Genomic DNA, 17015 nt, shown 5'->3' with positions numbered 1-17015 from the left:
GCAGCGGGTAGATGAAACATGGAGCGAACACACGTCGTATAAACTCCGCGCACGAGGCAGAGTATCCGCCGTCGCCGGGCGAGCTTGAGCAGTAACCCCCACCGGGTACTGACCGCGCCGTCCGCACCTCGCCCGCACCGCTTTGTGCCCGCACCACGTGTCTCCCAGTGAGAGGCGACAACACCATGCCGCTGCTTGTCCCCCCTGCACCCGCACCCGCCCTGTTGAGCGTCCTGGCCGCGCTCAGTTCGCCCACCGCGGTCCTGGAAGCCCGGACCCCCGCCCTGCGCACCGCGCAGGGCCCGCTGGACGCCGAACTCCCCCTGCCGGTCCACGTGTTCGAACCGGCGTCGGTCCCCGGCGGCCTGCCTCACGCGCGGCTGGCCGGCTGGCGGTTCCATATCAGGGCGGGGGCCCGGGTGGCCGCGGCGGGCGAGACCGTGGCGACCCCCGACGGCTGGGTGTTCTCACGCTTCTCCGAGGGTCCCTACCTGGCCTCGACCGAGCGGGCGCTGCGCCAGGCCGAGCCGCTGCCGGCCACCTACCAGCCGCACCTGCTCTCGGTGCCGAGCCGGTACATGATGGCGCTGTGGCTGCACTCGGTGCCGCGCGCCGACGCCGCCACCGCCCAGCCGGACCCGGCCGACCTCGTCATCCCGCTGGCCCCGGCACCGCCGGGGATCGCCTCGCACCGGGTGTACCGGATCGTCGAGCTGGCGCCGCTGCTCAGCGCGTGGCTCGCGCCTCCGCCGCTGGCCGGCTCCCCCGCGTAGGGACCCGGACGAGGCCCGTTCTCCCGGGCGCCCAGCGCTCGGGGGAACCAGCCGTGCCCGGTCGGCCCGCGTCCCCTGCGGCGCGGGCAGGCCGGGCACGGCCGCGCCGTCAGACGACCGTGGCGGCACCCGCCGAGGCCAGCGGCCGGTGCGGGGCGATGATCTGCCCGTCGGGCAGGATCTCCCCGGTGTCCTCGAAGAGCAGCACCCCGTTGCACAGCAGGCTCCACCCCTGCTCCGGGTGGTGGGCCACGATCAGGGCCGCCTCACGGTCGGGGCTGTCGGCGGTGGGGCACTGCGGCTCGTGCTGGCACATGGTCACTGGTGTCTTTCGCTGCGAGAGGTGAATGGTGCGGTCGGTCGCGTGGCCTGACTGGCTCATGTGGGTCCCCCGTTCTCGCGCGGCCGGTCCCAGTCTTGCTCCCCGGACGGCATTCCGCAGGCATTTCACGAGCGCGCTCCTCATTGGTGCCGGGCGCATCGCCCGCCCGGCCGGTCGCGCACGCGCGACGGCGTCCTTCGACCGTTTCCCGGTCGAAGGGCGCCGTCTCCGGAGCCCCGTCGGCGCCCCGCGGAGGCGCCGCGCGGATCAGCCCTCGTAGGCGTCCAGCGGGGGGCAGGAGCACACCAGGTTGCGGTCGCCGAACGCCCCGTCGATGCGGCGCACCGGCGGCCAGTACTTGTCCGCGGGGTGCACCCCGGCCGGGAAGACGGCCTCCTGGCGGCTGTAGGGGTGGTCCCAGTCGCCGCCGAGCGCGGCCGCGGTGTGCGGGGCCGAGCGCAGCGGGTTGTCGTCCGCCGGCCACTCCCCCGCGCCGACCCGGTCGATCTCGCCGCGGATCGCGATCATCGCCTCGCAGAACCGGTCGAGTTCGGCGAGGTCCTCGCTCTCGGTGGGCTCGATCATCAGGGTGCCGGCCACCGGGAAGGACATCGTCGGCGCGTGGAAGCCGTAGTCGATCAGCCGCTTGGCCACGTCGTCGACGCTGACGCCGGTCTCCCGGGTGAGCTGCCGCAGGTCGACGATGCACTCGTGGGCGACGAGGCCGCCGGGACCGGTGTAGAGCACCGGGTAGTGCGCCTCCAGCCGCTTGGCGACGTAGTTGGCGCTCAGCACCGCGATCTGGGTGGCCTGCTTGAGGCCCTCGGCGCCCATCAGCCGGACGTACGTCCAGGAGATCGGCAGGATGCCCGCCGAGCCCCAGGGCGCGGCCGACACCGGGCCGACACCGGTGGCGGGGCCGGCCTCGGGTTGGAGCGGGTGGTTGGGAAGGTGCGGGGCGAGGTGGGCGCGGACCGCGACCGGGCCGACGCCGGGGCCGCCGCCGCCGTGCGGGATGCAGAACGTCTTGTGCAGGTTCAGGTGGGACACGTCGGCGCCGAACCGGCCCGGGCGGGCCAGCCCGACCAGCGCGTTGAGGTTCGCGCCGTCCACGTAGACCTGTCCGCCGGCGTCGTGCACGGCCGCGCAGATGTCGGTGATGTGCTCCTCGAACACGCCGTGCGTGGAGGGGTAGGTGACCATCAGCACGGCGAGCCGGTCGCGGTGCTGCTCGATCTTCGCGCGCAGGTCGTCGACGTCCACGTCGCCGTCCTGGCGGGTCTTGACCACGACCACGCTCATGCCGGCCATCACGGCGCTGGCGGCGTTGGTGCCGTGCGCGGAGGACGGGATCAGGCAGACCGTGCGGTCGAGGTCGCCGTTCGCGCGGTGGTAGGCGCGCACCGCGAGCAGGCCGGCCAGTTCGCCCTGCGATCCGGCGTTCGGCTGGAGGCTGACCTTGTCGTAGCCGGTGATCTCGGCGAGCTGGTCCTCCAGGCCGTGGATCAGGCTGAGGTAGCCCTCGGCCTGGTCGGCGGGCGCGAAGGGGTGCAGCGCGCCGAACTCCGGCCAGGTGACCGGCTCCATCTCGGTGGTCGCGTTGAGCTTCATGGTGCACGAGCCCAGCGGGATCATGCCGCGGTCCAGGGCGTAGTCGCGGTCCGCGAGGCGGCGCAGGTAGCGCAGCATCGAGGTCTCGCTGCGGTGCCGGTGGAAGACCGGGTGGGTGAGGTAGTCGCCGGTGCGCAGCAGCGCGTCGGGCAGCGCGTCGGCGGTGGCGTCGTCGAGCGCGTCGAGGTCGACGGTGGCGGCGCCGAACGCGGCGAGCACCGCGGCCAGCGCGGCGCGGTCGGTGGTCTCGTCGCAGGCGACGCCGACGTGGTCGGCGTCGGTCTGCCGCAGGTTGACGCCGGCCGCGCGGGCGGCGGCCACCACGTCGGCGGCCCGGCCCGGCACCCTCGCGGTCAGGGTGTCGAAGAACGCGTCCCCGACGACCTCGACGCCGGCCGCGCGCAGGCCCGCGGCGAGCACCGCGGCGTAGCGGTGGGTGCGGCGCGCGATGGCGGCCAGTCCGTCGGGCCCGTGGTAGACGGCGTACATGCCGGCCATCACCGCGAGCAGCACCTGGGCGGTGCAGATGTTGCTGGTGGCCTTCTCGCGCCGGATGTGCTGCTCGCGCGTCTGGAGGGCCAGCCGGAAGGCGGTGTCGCCGTCGGCGTCGACGGAGACGCCGACGAGCCGGCCCGGCAGGTTGCGGGCGTAGGAGTCGCGGACCGCCATGTAGCCGGCGTGCGGGCCGCCGAAGCCCATCGGGACGCCGAAGCGCTGGGTGGTGCCGACCGCGATGTCCGCGCCGAGCTCGCCGGGCGGGGTGAGCAGGGTCAGCGCCAGCAGGTCGGCGGCCACGGTGACGATCGCACCCAGGTCGTGCGCCTGCTCGATGACCGGCCGCAGGTCGCGTACGGCGCCCGAGGCGCCCGGGTACTGGAGCAGCACCCCGGTGACGCCGCGCTTGGCGACGTCGGCGGGGATGCCCGCGGACAGGTCGGCGGTGACGACCTCGACGCCGGTCGGTTCGGCGCGGGTGCGGATCACCGCGAGGGTCTGCGGGAAGGTGTCGGCATCGACGAGGTAGACGCCGTTCCTGACCTTGCCGACCCGGCGGGACAGCGCCATCGCCTCGGCGGCCGCGGTGCCCTCGTCCAGCAGGGAGGCCCCCGAGGTGGGCAGACCGGTGAGGTCGGCGACGACGGTCTGGAAGTTCAGCAGCGCTTCGAGGCGGCCCTGCGAGATCTCCGGCTGGTACGGGGTGTAGGCGGTGTACCAGGCGGGGTTCTCCAGCACGTTGCGCAGGATGACCGGCGGGGTGAAGGTGCCGTAGTAGCCCAGGCCGATCATCGGGGTGAGCACCTGGTTGCGGTCGGCGAGCGCCCGCAGTTCGGCGAGTGCCTCGGCCTCCGTGACGGCGGCGGGCAGGCCGAGCGCCCCGGTGCTCCTGATGGTGTCGGGGACGGCCGCGGCGGTCAGTTCGTCCAGCGAGCCGTAGCCCACCTGGGCGAGCATCTTGGCCTGCGCCCCGACGTCGGGACCGATGTGGCGGCGGGCGAAGGGCCGGCCTGCCTCGAGCTCGGCGAGCGTGGTTCGGCGGTCACTCATCTTCGGGGGCCTCCTGGTCTGTGACGACCTTCGGGGGTGCCGTCACGGGCACCCGTACGGCCTCCCCCTCTGTCATCAGAACCTGAGAGCTTCACCGCCCCGGCCACGGGGCGGCTTTCACCGTCGGTGAGGACGCGTCCCGGCGGCCGCGCTGCTTCCGGGACAGGTCCTGCTTTCCAGAGTGACCTCGCCCGAGCGGTACGGATGCCTGAGAGTTTCCGGGGAGGATTTGCTCCTTCGGCGTCCTCCGCCACCCGCCGCCAGGCGGGCTCTTGGAGGACTCTCCCGCACGGGGTCGACGGCCTGCTGCCAGCCTACCAGCGCGTTCCGGGGCACGGGTGGGGACAGGTGCCGAGTCGACACCGCCCCGATCGTGGCTTTGGGTAGGAAGAAGCATCCGCCGTGTGACGGCGGCCCGGGGTTGGTCGGAGTGCTTGGAGGGACCGTGCGAACCGACATCGATCCGCGCAGCCTGATCGGCCGCCGCGCCTTCGACCGTGACGGGACGAGGATCGGCACGGTGGACGAGGTCTACCTCGACGACGCGACCGGCACGCCGGAGTGGGCGGCGGTGCGCACCGGCCTGTTCACCCGGGACGCGTTCGTGCCGCTCGGCCCGAGCGAGCTGGACGGCGACACGCTGCGAGTGCCGTACGAGAAGGCACTGATCAAGGACGCGCCGGACTTCGGGGTGGGCCGGCACCTGTCGCCCGAGCAGGAGTTGCAGCTCTACCACCACTACGGGATGGACGTGCCGCGCGCGGGCGCCGAGCGGGCGCCGTCCGGGGACTTCGGGGAGCTGGCCGACGGGGAGTGAGCGGGCACGGCCGCCGGCGCGGAGCCGGGGGGCGGGCCCCTGTGCTCTACGGGGTCTCCCGGGCCGCCGGTGCGTCCTGGGGGTCCGGGGCCGCCTCCGACACGTGCCGGGTGCCCGGGGCGCCCGGCGGGCCGTGCTCCCGCTGGGCGGCCAGCGGGAGCGGGTCGCTGCGGCTGAGCGCCGGGTCGTCGACCGGGAAGGTGCGCACCCGGCCCGGCCGGCTGTCCGAGGGCACCTCGAAGCGCACGGTCACCCGCCCGACACCGCTGCCCTGCACCCATCCGGCGCCGTGGACCTCGTGGACGACGTCGTGGCCGGGCAGCCAGCGGTTCGCCCGCTCGGGTGCCGGCGGCGGGCTGCTGGGCAGCGGCTCGGGGACGCCCTGGTCGGACCCGCCGTGCAGGGCGAGCTCGCTCTCGGCGTGGGCGAACAGGTCCTCCTGGGTGAAGTCGGCCAGCCCGGCGACGCCCACCCCGAGCAGCCGCACGCCTCCGGTGGTGTCGACGGCCTCGGCGAGGCGGCGGGCGGTCTCGCGGACCACGGCCGGGTCGTCGGTGGGGGCGCGCAGCGTCTCGGAGCGGGTGAGCGTGGAGAAGTCGTACCGCCGGACCTTGACCACCACGGTGCGGCCGGAGCGGCCGGCCCCGCGCAACCGCTGCACGCAGCGCTCGGCGAGCCGGTCGATCTCGTACCGCACATGGGCGCGGTCGGTCAGATCGGTGTCGAAGGTGTCCTCGACCGAGATGGACTTGACGTCGCGGTCGGCGACGACGGGGCGGTTGTCGACACCGGCGGCCATGGCGTGCAGGCCGGCGCCGTGGGCCTTCCCGAGCAGCCGGACCAGCTCGCCCTCGCCGGCCCGGGAGATCTCGGCGACGGTGAGGATGCCGGCCCTGCGCAGGTGCTCGGCGGTGGCCGGGCCGACCCCCGGCAGGGTGCGCACCGGCATCGGGTCCAGCAGCGCCCGCTCGGTGCCGGGCTCGACCACCACCAGGCCGTCCGGCTTGGCCTTCTCCGAGGCGATCTTGGCGAGCAGCTTGGAGCCGGCCAGCCCGACCGAGGCGGTCAGGCCGGTGGCGGCCCTGATGTCGGCGCGCAGCCCGCGGGCCACGGCCCTCGGGTCGCCGGCGTGCCCGCCCGCCTCCAGGTCGACGAACGCCTCGTCGACGCTCAGGGGCTCTATCAGGGGTGATGCCTCGCGCAGCAGGGCCATGACGATCTCGCTGATCTGGCGGTAGATGCCGAAGCGCGGCACGAGGTAGGCCGCGTGGGGGGCGAGCCGGCGGGCGTGCGCCATGGCCATGGCGGAGTGGACGCCGTGCACGCGTGCCTCGTAGGACGCGGTCGAGACCACACCGCGGGGTCCCAGGCCGCCGACCACCACCGGCTTGCCCCGCAGGCTGGGCTTGGACGCCTGCTCGACCGCGGCGAAGAACGCGTCCATGTCCAGGTGGAGGATCGTCGGCGCACTTCTCACACCTCCAGCGTCCCGCATACCGCCGACATCAGCCGTACACGTGTACGGCGACGGCGGGTCGGGCGGCCGGACGCCCTCGGACCCGGGTGCTTCAGACCGCCTTGTTGCGGCGGCGGGCCAGCTCGTCGGCCGGGTTGTGCCCGACCAGGGTCTCGCCGGTGTCCACGCGCTCGCCGTGCATCTGGGACAGCGCGCTCTCCACGTCGCGCCACACCACGCCGACCGCGATCCCGAAGATGCCCTGGCCGCCCTGGAGGAGCTGGACCACCTCGTCGGGCGACGTGCACTCGTAGACGGTCGCGCCGTCGCTCATCAGCGTCATCCGGGCCAGCTCGCCGGGGCCGACCGAGCGCAGGTGCTGGACGGCGGTGCGGATGTTCTGGAGGGAGACACCGGTGTCGAGCAGCCGCTTGACGATCTTGAGCACGACGACGTCGGAGAAGCCGTACAGCCGCTGGGTGCCCGATCCGTAGGCCGGGCGGACGCTGGGCTCGACCAGGCCGGTGCGGGCCCAGTAGTCCAACTGGCGGTAGGTGATGCCGGTGGCGGCACATGCCGCCGGGCCGCGGTAGCCGACCTGCTCGGACGGCGTCTCGGCCGGTGGGCCGCCGTCCGCGCCCACCGCCGCGGGGGCGAGCGCCCCCCGGGCCGGATACGGGCCGCCGGTCGCCAAACCGTCGCCGGTACTTCTCACGACGCCCTCCGTCCCCTTCGCGTCCGCTGGCCGCGCGCACGTGCCACCGGACTTTCCCTTCTGACGGTAGGCAGTCGTCACACGTGCGTCAACGATCGCCACGCTCGGCACGCCGAGTGAAATTCACCCCAGGAGTGGTTTGCTCCGAGCGCACAGCGGGAACACAGTTCCGAATGGCTGCATGGCGGCAACCTTGCCCCCTTTGGGGGCGGTATGGCGCGTCCGCCCCGGGCGGGCGTCACCCGGTCGCGCCGCGCCCGTCCGGGCGTCGTCCTGCGCGCGGTCGCGGCCCGCGCCAGGTGGCGACCGGTCTGCCGCTCGCGTCCTACCGGTCCCCACGGCCCCGCCGACCGGCGGAGCCTACTGGTTGCTGGTCCCGAAGTCCTCGGGCGAGATCTGGTCGAGGAACTCGCGGAACTTCTCCACCTCGTCCTCCTGCTCGTCCGGGATCGCGATCCCCGCGTCGTCCAGCACACCGTCGCTGCCGTAGATCGGCGTGCCGGTGCGCAGGGCGAGCGCTATGGCGTCGGACGGGCGGGCACTGACCTCCACCCCGCCGGCGAAGACCAGCTCCGCATAGAACACGCCGTCCCTCAGGTCGGTGATGCGCACCTCCGTCAGCGTCTGTCCCACCGCCTCGAGCACGTCCTTGAAGAGGTCGTGAGTCAGCGGTCGCGCAGGCGTCATGCCCTGCTGCGCGAAAGCGATGGCCGTCGCCTCTCCCGGCCCGATCCAGATGGGCAGGTACCGGTCGCCTCCTACTTCACGCAGGAGCACGATCGGTTGGTTGGAGGGCATTTCGACCCGGACACCCACAACGTCGAGCTCGTTCACACCAGCAACCCTAGGCCGTGCCTGCGGGGTTTGGGTAGTCGGGCAGCCGCCGGGCGCGGCTCCGAGGCGTTCCGGAACCCGCCTCCGCCAGGCGGTTCGCCCCCGCGGATGCCGCTCCGGGCCGCGGTTCCGGCCGCGATCCGACCGAAATCCGACGCCGGGAGGGGCGGCGCGGCGCAGGTCGGCCGGCCGCCGGTGCCCGCCGTCGGACCCGCGGAACCGGGCCGGGGGGCGGGGCGTGGAACCGGACCGCTCGTGCCCGGACCGAGGGGCCGAACCGTGCGGCCGGACCGGGGACGCGCGGCCGCGATCAGTCCAGTCGGACCCGCAGCGCCGACTGCACCATCGCGGCGTGCAGCCGCACCGACAGCATGGCGAGCTCCCGGGCGGTCGCCTCGGCGTGCAGCCGGGTCTGCGGGTTGCGGTGCCGGCGCAGCGGCGCCACCACCTGCTCGACCAGGCCCGCCTCCCGGTCGGCGGCGGCCTTCACCGCGCGCAGGTGGCGCGGCTCCAGTCCGAAACGCCCGAGGTCCACGATCAGCCGGGCCACGTTCACCGCGTCCGCGGCGTAGCCGCCGTCGGCGTCCGGCAGGACCAGCCCGTAGGACTCCCACTCGGCGAGGGCGTCCCCGCCGGCCCCGGTGGCGGCCAGCAGCTCGTCGCGGCCGATCCGCATCCGGGCGGGCTCCTCGGGCTCCATGGAGCCGTCCAGCACCCCGCGGGACTCGCCGGGGCCCGGCAGCGCCACCGGCTCGCCCCGGTCGAGGGCGTCCAGGTGCTCGCGGATCACCCGCAGGGGCAGGTAGTGGTCCCGCTGCACCCGCAGCACGTAGGCGAGCCGCTCCACGTCCGCGACACCGAACTTCCGGTACCCCGAGGGGGTGCGCTGCGGCTCCACCAGCCCCTCCGCCTCCAGGAAGCGGATCTTGGAGATGGTGACCTCGGGGAACTCGTCCCGCAGCCGGGACAGCACCGCGCCGATACTCAGCAGGGTGCCGTCCTCTGCGGCCGGGACGGTGGCGGTGCCGTCACCGGCACCGCCTGTCGATCGCGGCATGCGCACCTTCCCTGGGACCTGCGGCGGGAGGGTCAGACACCCGCCTGGCTCGCGTAGAACACGAGCCGGTACTTGCCGATCTGCACCTCGTCCCCGTTGGAAAGCTGCACCGCGTCGATCCGCTCCCGGTTGACGTAGGTGCCGTTGAGGCTGCCCACGTCGGAGACGGTGAACACGCCGTCGGCCCCGCGCCGGAACTCCACGTGGCGGCGCGAGACCGTCACGTCGTCCAGGAAGATGTCGCTCTGCGGGTGCCGGCCGGCGGTGGTCAGCTCGCCGTCCAGCAGGAAGCGGCTGCCGGAGTTCGGCCCCCGGCGCACCACCAGCAGCGCCGAGCCCAGGGGCAGCGCGGCCACGGCCGCCTGCGCCTCCGGGGAGAGCGACGGCATCGGGGTCTGGCCGGTCGCCTCGGCCTCGTACGCCTCGATGCTGGAGATCGAGATCGTCGAGGTGGTCTCCGACGGCCGCTCGAACGACCCGGTGCCCTGCCCCGCGCGCAGCGGCGCGCCGCAGTTGTTGCAGAAGCGGCTCGCCGCCGCGTTCTGGTGCCCGCACCTGCCGCAGACCAGCACGCCCTGCTCACCACCCGTGTCCGAGGCCGAAGATTCCCCGAAACCTATGCGGGGCGCCGAACCGTGGTCAACAGGCGCCACGCCGGGCGCGGCCGAAAATCCGCCGTCCTGCTGCGGCGCGTCCGCGCGGAACAGCGGACGCTCCGCCGGCTGGCCGGTGTCCTCCTCACCACTTCGCGGCGCACGGTGGCGTGCCGTGGCCGGGTCACCCGACTGGCGGGCGCTCTTGCCGAACAACTTCCCAAACAACTTCACGGGCGATTCCCCTTGAAAGAAGCAGACCCGCCCGTGGGGCAGGACGAACTCTCACTACTCACAGTTTCCACCACTCAGCACCCGGCCAGGCCCCCGACCCCCGCCTCATTGGGATGACCGAGCGTAGTCAGGCTGCTCCGACGGCCGCAAGGCATCCACGACGATCTTCTGCGACCTGACCACATCGGCACTCGCCTGCTCCTTCTCCAGCGTCTGAACCACCCCGCCGGGGATGTTCAGCGCGGGTTCGAGATCCGGCGGGTTCCCGATGACCTTGAAGACGTACGGCTGGGCCAGTCGGTGCCCGTCCACGAGCACGCTGTTCGTGCTGTCGGTGAAGTAAGTGTCGCTGATCACGCGCACGTTGTTCACCTGGATCGCCTCCGCCCCCGCCGCACGCAGCTCCTGGACGGTGTCCAGCAGCGAGTCCGCCTCGACCTGGTCGTGCGGGTCCTTGACCGTCAGGGTGATCCCCGGGCCCTTCGCCGCCACCGTACCGGCCAGGACACCGAGCTCCCTGGCCTTCTCCTGCGTCTGCTTGAGCGCCTCCGCAGCCTGGTCGGAGCTGGTCTCCAGCTCGCTGCGCTGGTTCTCCAGCCCGCGCTTCTCGTCCTGGAGCCGCTGGCCGCGGTTGTCCAGCTCGGTGAGGATACGCACCAGGTCCTCCTGGCGCGCCCCGCGCAGCGTGCTGTTGTCGTCGCTGGTGGTGCGTACCTGGATGGCCAGCCCCAGCCCCAGCACGAACAGCAGGACCGCGACGATGAGTTGTGCGCGGGTCAGCCGCGGCGGCCACAGTCCGGCCACCAGCCGCTGCCGCCCCGTCCGCGGCCCGGCCGCCGGCTCCCCGACGCTGCCGGGCTCTTCGGGGCTGCCGGGCTCTTCGGGGCTGCCGTCCGGGCGTTCGCGGCCCTCCGGGCCCTCACGGCTCCCGCCCTGGTGCTCGTCGCTCATCGCCGCCTCACGCCCGGAAGACGTGCCGGCGGATCGCGGCGGCGTTGGAGAAGATCCGGATGCCCAGGACGACCACCACGCCGGTCGACAACTGCGCGCCGACACCGAGCTTGTCGCCCAGGAACACGATCAGCGCCGCCACCACCACGTTGGACAGGAAGGAGACCACGAACACCTTGTCGTCGAAGATCCCGTCGAGCATCGCCCGCAGCCCGCCGAACACCGCGTCGAGCGCGGCCACCACGGCGATCGGCAGGTACGGCTCGACGCCCGAGGGCACCACGGGGCGCACCACCAGCCCGACCACGACCCCCACCACGAGGCCAAGAACGGCGATCACTTCGTCAACCCCTCCCGTCGGACGGCGTCTTGGACGGCTTCTGGGACGGCGTTTCGGACGGCGTCGCCACGTCGGGCGCGGCGTACCGCAGGATCAGCGACGGCGCGGCGGGCAACCGGACGTCGCCCTGCACGCTGATGCTCGACCTGATGCCGTAGTTCGCCACCAACACGTGCAGGTACTCCCCGTCCGCGCTGTCCTGGAATGTCGTGCTCAACCGCTTCCCGTCCCCGATCGCCAGCACCGTGTACGGCGGCACCAGCGGCTTGTTGTCGACCAGTATGGCGTCCCCGGCGGCCCGGATCGCCGACAGCGCCGTCAGGCGCTCGCCGTTGACCGAGATCGCCTCCGCGCCCGACGACCACAGGCCGTTGACCACTTGCTGCATGTCGCGGTCGCGGACCCGCCCGGTGTCGGAGAAGCCACTGCTCTCCCGTGGGCCGCCGGTGCCCCCTTCAGAGGCTTCCTCGGCGTCGTTGACGACCAGCTTGATCCCCGGGCCGTGCACCGGCGTGGCGGCGGCGAGGAGTTCGACCAGCCGCTCCCCGCCGTCGCCCTTCTGCTTCAGCGCGGCCTGCTGCTGAGCGGAGACGGTGTCCCGCAGCGAGTCGACGTTCTTCTGCACCTGGTCGGTGCTCTTGGTCTCGGTCTGGATCCGGTCGATGAGGTTCTGGCGCTCCTTGGCGACCGTGGGCGCCGACTCCCGCGCCTGGGCGGCCCCGAGCGTCACCACGAGCGCGGCGAGCACCAGCCCGGCGGCCAGTCCCAGCCTGCCGCCCAGCGCCTTCGGCAGGCGCGAGGTGCCGACCTGCCCGCGCCGGGCCGCGGCCTGCGCGTACCCGTCGTCGAGGCTGTGCTCGATGATGTTCGTCAGCAGCGACATCGACGCGTCGAGGCGTCGCGGAGCGGCCCCGGGTACAGGGCTGCTCCGATCGGGTTGCTGCTGCGGCATGCCGCACATCGTCGCACGTCGGGGGCCCCACTTTCGAACGGGCCCCTCCAGACGCGCCGTTCACCCCGCGCGACCGGTTCCGACCGCTCCCGGTCCGCTTTCGGACCGGTTCCGGCAGGCGGCCGGACCGGTTCCGCGACGGCTTCGGGAAGCCTCGCGACCGGTTGCCGACCGGCGACCGACCGGTCGGCAACCGGTCGGCAACCGGTCACCCGAACATCCGGACCGGTCAGGGACCGGCGCTCTCCACCACCTCGGACCACTCGTCGAGCAGTGCCTGCGCGGACGCGTCGTCGGGACCCTCGGCCCACAGGTGCGTGACGGCCTCCGCCGGGTCCGGGAGCACCATCACCCACCGGCCGTCGGACTCCACCACCCGCACGCCGTCGGTGGTGTCCACCGACCGGTCGCCGGCCTCCTCGACCACCCGCCGCATGACCGAGCCCTTGACCGCCCACGGTGTCGGCACGTCCCGCTTGAGGACGTGCGCCTTGGGGATGCGGGCGTCGATCTGGCTGAGTGTGAGCTGCGTCCTGGCCACCAGGCCGATCAGCCGCACGAACGCCGCCGAGCCGTCGAAGACCCCGCTGAACTCGGGCACGATGTACGCGCCGCGCCCGTCGCCGCCGAAGATCGTGCCCTCGTCGCGGCCGACCCTGGTCAGGTCGTCGGGCGAGGTGGTCGTCCAGGTCACCTGGGTGCCGTGGTACGCCGCGACCTGCTCGGCGATACGGGTCGTGGTGACCGGCAGCGCCACCCGGCCGCTGCGCCGCTCCGCGGCCACCAGGTCGAGCAGCACCAGCAGCGCCCGGTCGTCCTCCACGATCCGGCCCCGCTCGTCGACCAGCGACATCCGCTCGCCGACCGGGTCGAAACGCACCCCGAACGCGGCCCGCGCCGAGGAGACGATCTCGCCGAGCCGGACCAGCCCGGCCCTCCGGCTCTGCTCGGTCTCGGTCGGCCGCGCCTCGTCGAGGCCCGGGTTGACGGTCAGCGCGTCCACGCCCAGCCGGCCGAGCAGGCTCGGCAGGACCAGGCCCGCGCTGCCGTTGGCCGCGTCGACCACGACCTTCAGCCCGGCGTCCGCGATCCCGGTGGTGTCCACCGCCCGCAGCAGCGCGCCGGTGTACGAGTCGAAGACCGTCGCCGGGAAGGTGAGGTCGCCGATCTCGCCCGGGAACGCCCGGCGGTACTCCTGTCGGGAGAACACCCGGTCCAGCTTGCGCTGCCCCGCCCCGGACAGGTCGGCGCCGCGCTCGTCGAAGAACATGATGTCCAGCGAGTCGGGCCGGCCCGGGCTGGTCCTGATCATGATGCCGCCCGCACTGCCCCGCGCGGTCTGCTGCCGGGCCACCGGCATCGGCACGTTCTCCAGGTCGCGCACGTCGATCGCGCTGGCCTGGAGCGCCGAGATGACCGCCCGCTTGAGCGCGCGGGCGCCACGGGAGTGGTCACGGGCCGTGGTGACCGTCGCGCCCTTCTTGAGCGTCGTCGCGTACGCGCCGGCGAGCCGCACGGCGAGTTCCGGGGTGATCTCCACGTTCAGGATGCCGGAGACGCCCCGGGCGCCGAACAGGTGCGCCTGGCCGCGGGACTCCCAGATCACCGAGGTGTTGACGAACGCGCCGGCCTCGACGGTCTTGAACGGGTACACCCGGACGGTACCCGCGATGATCGACTCCTCGCCGATCAGGCACTCGTCGCCGATGACCGCGCCCTCGTCGATCCGCGCCGCCCGCATCACGTCGGTGTTCTTGCCGATGACGCAGCCGCGCAGGTTCGTCTGCGGACCGACGTACACGTTGTCGGCGATCACGGCCTTGTGCAGGAAGGCGCCGGTCTTCACCACGACGTTGGAGCCGATGACGCTGTGCTCGCGGATCTCCGCGCCGGCCTCCACCTTCGCGTAGTCGCCGATGTACAGCGGACCGCGGAGCGTCGCGTCCGGGTGCACCTCGGCGCCCTCGGCGACCCACACGCCGGGCGAGATCTCGAAGCCGTCGATGTCGACGTCGACCTTGCCCTCCAGGACGTCCGCCTGGGCCTTCACGTAGCTCTCGTGCGTGCCGACGTCCTCCCAGTAGCCCTCGGCGACGAAGCCGTAGATCGGCTTGCCCTCCTTCATGAGCTGCGGGAAGACGTCACCGGACCAGTCGACGGGCACATCGGGCTCGACGTAGTCGAACACCTCCGGCTCCATCACGTAGATCCCGGTGTTGACGGTGTCCGAGAAGACCTGGCCCCAGGTCGGCTTCTCCAGGAAACGCTCGACCTTGCCGTCGTCGTCGATGATGGTGATACCGAACTCCAGCGGGTTCGGCACCCGGGTCAGGCACACCGTCACCAGTGCGCCCTTCTCCTTGTGGAACGCGATGAGCTCGGTCAGATCGAAATCGGTCAGCGCGTCGCCGGAGATGACGAGGAAGGCGTCGTCCTTGAGTGCCTCCTCGGCGTTCTTGACGCTCCCCGCGGTACCCAGTGGTTTTTCCTCGTTGGCATAGGAAAGCTCCATCCCCATTTCCTCGCCGTCCCCGAAGTAGTTCTTCACCAGGGAGGCCAGGAACTGGACCGTCACCACCGTCTCGGTAAGCCCGTGCCGCTTGAGCAGATTGAGAACGTGCTGCATGATGGGGCGATTCACCACCGGCAGCAGCGGTTTCGGCATGCTCGATGTCATGGGGCGAAGGCGTGTGCCCTCGCCGCCGGCCATTACAACCGCCTTCATGTCGGAAACGTCCTCCTCTTGACTCAGCCAGCCGTGGCGTCCGCCCTGACAAGTCGCCGGACCTGCACCACATAGAGGAACCCTGCCCACCAGTACAGGGTTGTACCCCAACCCGCGAACGCCCAGCCGAAAACAGTCGCCAGGCTCGCGAGCCACCCGCTCCCGTCGCTCAACAGCAGCAGCGGAAAGGCGTACATGAGGTTGAAGGTAGCCGCTTTCCCGATGAAGTTCACCTGGGGAGGGCCGTAGCGGTGCCTCCGCAGAATCAGCAGCATCACGGCCATCATGGCCTCACGGGCCAGCAGCAGCACGGTGATCCACAGCGGGAGGATGCCGCGCCAGGTCAGGCCCACCAGGGTGGTCAGCACGTACAGCCGGTCGGCGGCGGGGTCCAGCACCCGGCCCAGTTCGCTGATCTGATTCCAGCGCCGGGCGAGCTTGCCGTCGAGGTAGTCACTCACCCCGCTGAAGGCGAGCACGAGGAGTGCCCACCCGTCCTCCTTGGGGCCGCCGAACTCGGGCCACAGAATCAGCCACAGGAACACCGGAACGCCGACCAGGCGCGCCATACTCAGGATGTTGGGGATCGTGAAGATCCGATCCGTTTGCACCCGTGTCTCCTGGACCTCCACCGGGGCCCCTCCTGCTGCTGTATGTGCGTCTACGTGTGTGCCGGCGCGTACGGACCTGCGGGTGTACGCGGGGATGTCGCGGGCCGACTCTACCCCAGGCCCGAAAACGGCAAAGGCCCGGCCTCGGATACAGGATCCGAGGCCGGGCCTCAAAATTTGTTCGGCGGTGTCCTACTCTCCCACAGGGTCCCCCCTGCAGTACCATCGGCGCTGAAAGGCTTAGCTTCCGGGTTCGGAATGTGACCGGGCGTTTCCCTAACGCTATGACCACCGAAACACTATGAAACTCTCCACACCCACACACCCCGCCCTGACATCACTGCCAGAACAAGTGCGTATGGGTAGCTGGTTGTTTCAGAACCACACAGTGGACGCGAGCACACATGGACAAGCCCTCGGCCTATTAGTACCGGTCAGCTCCACCCCTCACGAGGCTTCCACATCCGGCCTATCAACCCAGTCGTCTACTGGGAGCCTTACCCCATCAAGTGGGTGGGAGCCCTCATCTCGAAGCAGGCTTCCCGCTTAGATGCTTTCAGCGGTTATCCCTCCCGAACGTAGCCAACCAGCCATGCCCTTGGCAGAACAACTGGCACACCAGAGGTTCGTCCGTCCCGGTCCTCTCGTACTAGGGACAGCCCTTCTCAAGACTCCAACGCGCGCAGCGGATAGGGACCGAACTGTCTCACGACGTTCTAAACCCAGCTCGCGTACCGCTTTAATGGGCGAACAGCCCAACCCTTGGGACCGACTCCAGCCCCAGGATGCGACGAGCCGACATCGAGGTGCCAAACCATCCCGTCGATATGGACTCTTGGGGAAGATCAGCCTGTTATCCCCGGGGTACCTTTTATCCGTTGAGCGACGGCGCTTCCACAAGCCACCGCCGGATCACTAGTCCCTACTTTCGTACCTGCTCGACCCGTCAGTCTCACAGTCAAGCTCCCTTGTGCACTTACACTCAACACCTGATTGCCAACCAGGCTGAGGGAACCTTTGGGCGCCTCCGTTACCCTTTAGGAGGCAACCGCCCCAGTTAAACTACCCACCAGACACTGTCCCTGATCCGGATCACGGACCGAGGTTAGACATCCAGCACGACCAGAGTGGTATTTCAACGACGACTCCCACCAAGCTGGCGCTCGATGATCAAAGTCTCCCACCTATCCTACACAAGCCGAACCGAACACCAATATCAAGCTATAGTAAAGGTCCCGGGGTCTTTCCGTCCTGCTGCGCGAAACGAGCATCTTTACTCGTAGTGCAATTTCACCGGGCCTATGGTTGAGACAGTCGAGAAGTCGTTACGCCATTCGTGCAGGTCGGAACTTACCCGACAAGGAATTTCGCTACCTTAGGATGGTTATAGTTACCACCGCCGTTTACTGGCGCTTAAGTTCTCAGCTTCGCCACACCGAAATGTGACTAACCGGTCCCCTTAACGTTCCAGCACCGGGC

General features: G+C 71.2%; 14 protein-coding genes, 2 rRNA genes and 2 riboswitches (1 of these 18 cut by a window edge). Of the genes, 2 read left to right on the top strand and 14 right to left on the bottom strand.

The features are described 5' to 3' along the window. The first annotated feature begins 185 nt into the window (after positions 1-185). Positions 186-773, top strand: a complete 588-nt coding sequence (locus RVR_RS33575) for a hypothetical protein (protein ID WP_202237681.1) — start codon at positions 186-188, stop codon at positions 771-773. Between the two features lie 109 nt (positions 774-882). On the opposite strand, the gene RVR_RS33570 is transcribed toward RVR_RS33575, so the two are convergent. Both RVR_RS33570 and gcvP read right to left on the bottom strand, forming a co-directional pair. Next, entirely contained in the window at positions 883-1089 is a 207-nt protein-coding gene (locus RVR_RS33570; protein WP_202237680.1) for a DUF5999 family protein, read from the bottom strand. Positions 1090-1362: 273 nt separating this feature from the next. Beyond that, complete coding sequence (gene gcvP / locus RVR_RS33565; RefSeq protein WP_202237679.1) at positions 1363-4251, bottom strand: aminomethyl-transferring glycine dehydrogenase; 2889 nt, start codon at positions 4249-4251, stop codon at positions 1363-1365. 59 nt (positions 4252-4310) lie between these two features. Next, positions 4311-4437: riboswitch (glycine riboswitch) on the bottom strand. Next, a riboswitch (glycine riboswitch) is annotated at positions 4438-4549 on the bottom strand. A gap of 147 nt (positions 4550-4696) precedes the next feature. Here gcvP and RVR_RS33560 point away from each other — a divergent pair. After that, positions 4697-5068 (top strand): PRC-barrel domain-containing protein, encoded by a 372-nt coding sequence (locus RVR_RS33560; protein ID WP_202237678.1) that lies wholly within the window; start codon positions 4697-4699, stop codon positions 5066-5068. A 46-nt stretch (positions 5069-5114) separates the two neighbouring features. Here the strand turns inward: RVR_RS33560 and RVR_RS33555 are convergent, their stop codons facing one another. From RVR_RS33555 to RVR_RS33500, 12 genes are all read right to left on the bottom strand, one after another. Further along, positions 5115-6545, bottom strand: a complete 1431-nt coding sequence (locus RVR_RS33555; protein ID WP_202237677.1) for a DNA polymerase IV — start codon at positions 6543-6545, stop codon at positions 5115-5117. A gap of 91 nt (positions 6546-6636) precedes the next feature. Beyond that, entirely contained in the window at positions 6637-7239 is a 603-nt protein-coding gene (locus RVR_RS33550) for a MerR family transcriptional regulator (protein ID WP_202237676.1), read from the bottom strand. Positions 7240-7599: 360 nt separating this feature from the next. After that, positions 7600-8073: a bifunctional nuclease family protein gene (locus RVR_RS33545; RefSeq protein WP_202237675.1), complete on the bottom strand. Its 474-nt coding sequence runs from the start codon at positions 8071-8073 to the stop codon at positions 7600-7602. Positions 8074-8383: 310 nt separating this feature from the next. Further along, positions 8384-9130, bottom strand: coding sequence for a transcriptional regulator FtsR (ftsR, locus tag RVR_RS33540; RefSeq protein WP_202237674.1), 747 nt, complete (start codon positions 9128-9130; stop codon positions 8384-8386). Between the two features lie 32 nt (positions 9131-9162). Further along, positions 9163-9957, bottom strand: coding sequence for a double zinc ribbon and FHA domain-containing protein (locus RVR_RS38175; protein WP_346731492.1), 795 nt, complete (start codon positions 9955-9957; stop codon positions 9163-9165). Positions 9958-10062: 105 nt separating this feature from the next. After that, a complete protein-coding gene (locus tag RVR_RS33530; protein ID WP_202237673.1) occupies positions 10063-10908 on the bottom strand; it encodes a DUF881 domain-containing protein in 846 nt (281 codons plus the stop codon). A 7-nt stretch (positions 10909-10915) separates the two neighbouring features. Then, entirely contained in the window at positions 10916-11248 is a 333-nt protein-coding gene (locus RVR_RS33525; protein WP_202237672.1) for a small basic family protein, read from the bottom strand. A gap of 4 nt (positions 11249-11252) precedes the next feature. After that, positions 11253-12209: a DUF881 domain-containing protein gene (locus tag RVR_RS33520; RefSeq protein ID WP_202237671.1), complete on the bottom strand. Its 957-nt coding sequence runs from the start codon at positions 12207-12209 to the stop codon at positions 11253-11255. A gap of 220 nt (positions 12210-12429) precedes the next feature. Next, the gene (locus RVR_RS33515) at positions 12430-14925 is read right to left on the bottom strand and encodes a mannose-1-phosphate guanyltransferase (protein ID WP_202237670.1); all 2496 of its coding nucleotides are present in this window, start codon (positions 14923-14925) and stop codon (positions 12430-12432) included. A 23-nt stretch (positions 14926-14948) separates the two neighbouring features. Then, on the bottom strand, positions 14949-15557 hold the full coding sequence (clsA, locus tag RVR_RS33510; protein ID WP_202237669.1) for a cardiolipin synthase ClsA: 609 nt from the start codon (positions 15555-15557) through the stop codon (positions 14949-14951). Between the two features lie 158 nt (positions 15558-15715). Continuing rightward, positions 15716-15832: ribosomal RNA gene (gene rrf / locus RVR_RS33505) — 5S ribosomal RNA — on the bottom strand. A 108-nt stretch (positions 15833-15940) separates the two neighbouring features. Beyond that, a 23S ribosomal RNA gene (locus RVR_RS33500) occupies positions 15941-17015 on the bottom strand (it continues 2051 nt past the right edge of the window).

It is taken from the genome of Streptomyces sp. SN-593 (assembly GCF_016756395.1).
GTDB classification, from domain to species: domain Bacteria; phylum Actinomycetota; class Actinomycetes; order Streptomycetales; family Streptomycetaceae; genus Actinacidiphila; species Actinacidiphila reveromycinica.
Note: the sequence above shows the minus strand (reverse complement) of the source record. Positions and strands in the feature narration are given on the sequence as shown.

Coding starts and splice junctions, on each gene's coding strand:
- RVR_RS33575 (WP_202237681.1), top strand. CDS start 186: ATGCCGCTGCTTGTCCCCCCTGCACCCGCACCCGCCCTGTTGAGCGTC.
- RVR_RS33570 (WP_202237680.1), bottom strand. CDS start 1,089: ATGTGCCAGCACGAGCCGCAGTGCCCCACCGCCGACAGCCCCGACCGT.
- gcvP (WP_202237679.1), bottom strand. CDS start 4,251: ATGAGTGACCGCCGAACCACGCTCGCCGAGCTCGAGGCAGGCCGGCCC.
- ftsR (WP_202237674.1), bottom strand. CDS start 9,130: ATGCCGCGATCGACAGGCGGTGCCGGTGACGGCACCGCCACCGTCCCG.
- RVR_RS33530 (WP_202237673.1), bottom strand. CDS start 10,908: ATGAGCGACGAGCACCAGGGCGGGAGCCGTGAGGGCCCGGAGGGCCGC.
- RVR_RS33520 (WP_202237671.1), bottom strand. CDS start 12,209: ATGTGCGGCATGCCGCAGCAGCAACCCGATCGGAGCAGCCCTGTACCC.
- RVR_RS33515 (WP_202237670.1), bottom strand. CDS start 14,925: ATGAAGGCGGTTGTAATGGCCGGCGGCGAGGGCACACGCCTTCGCCCC.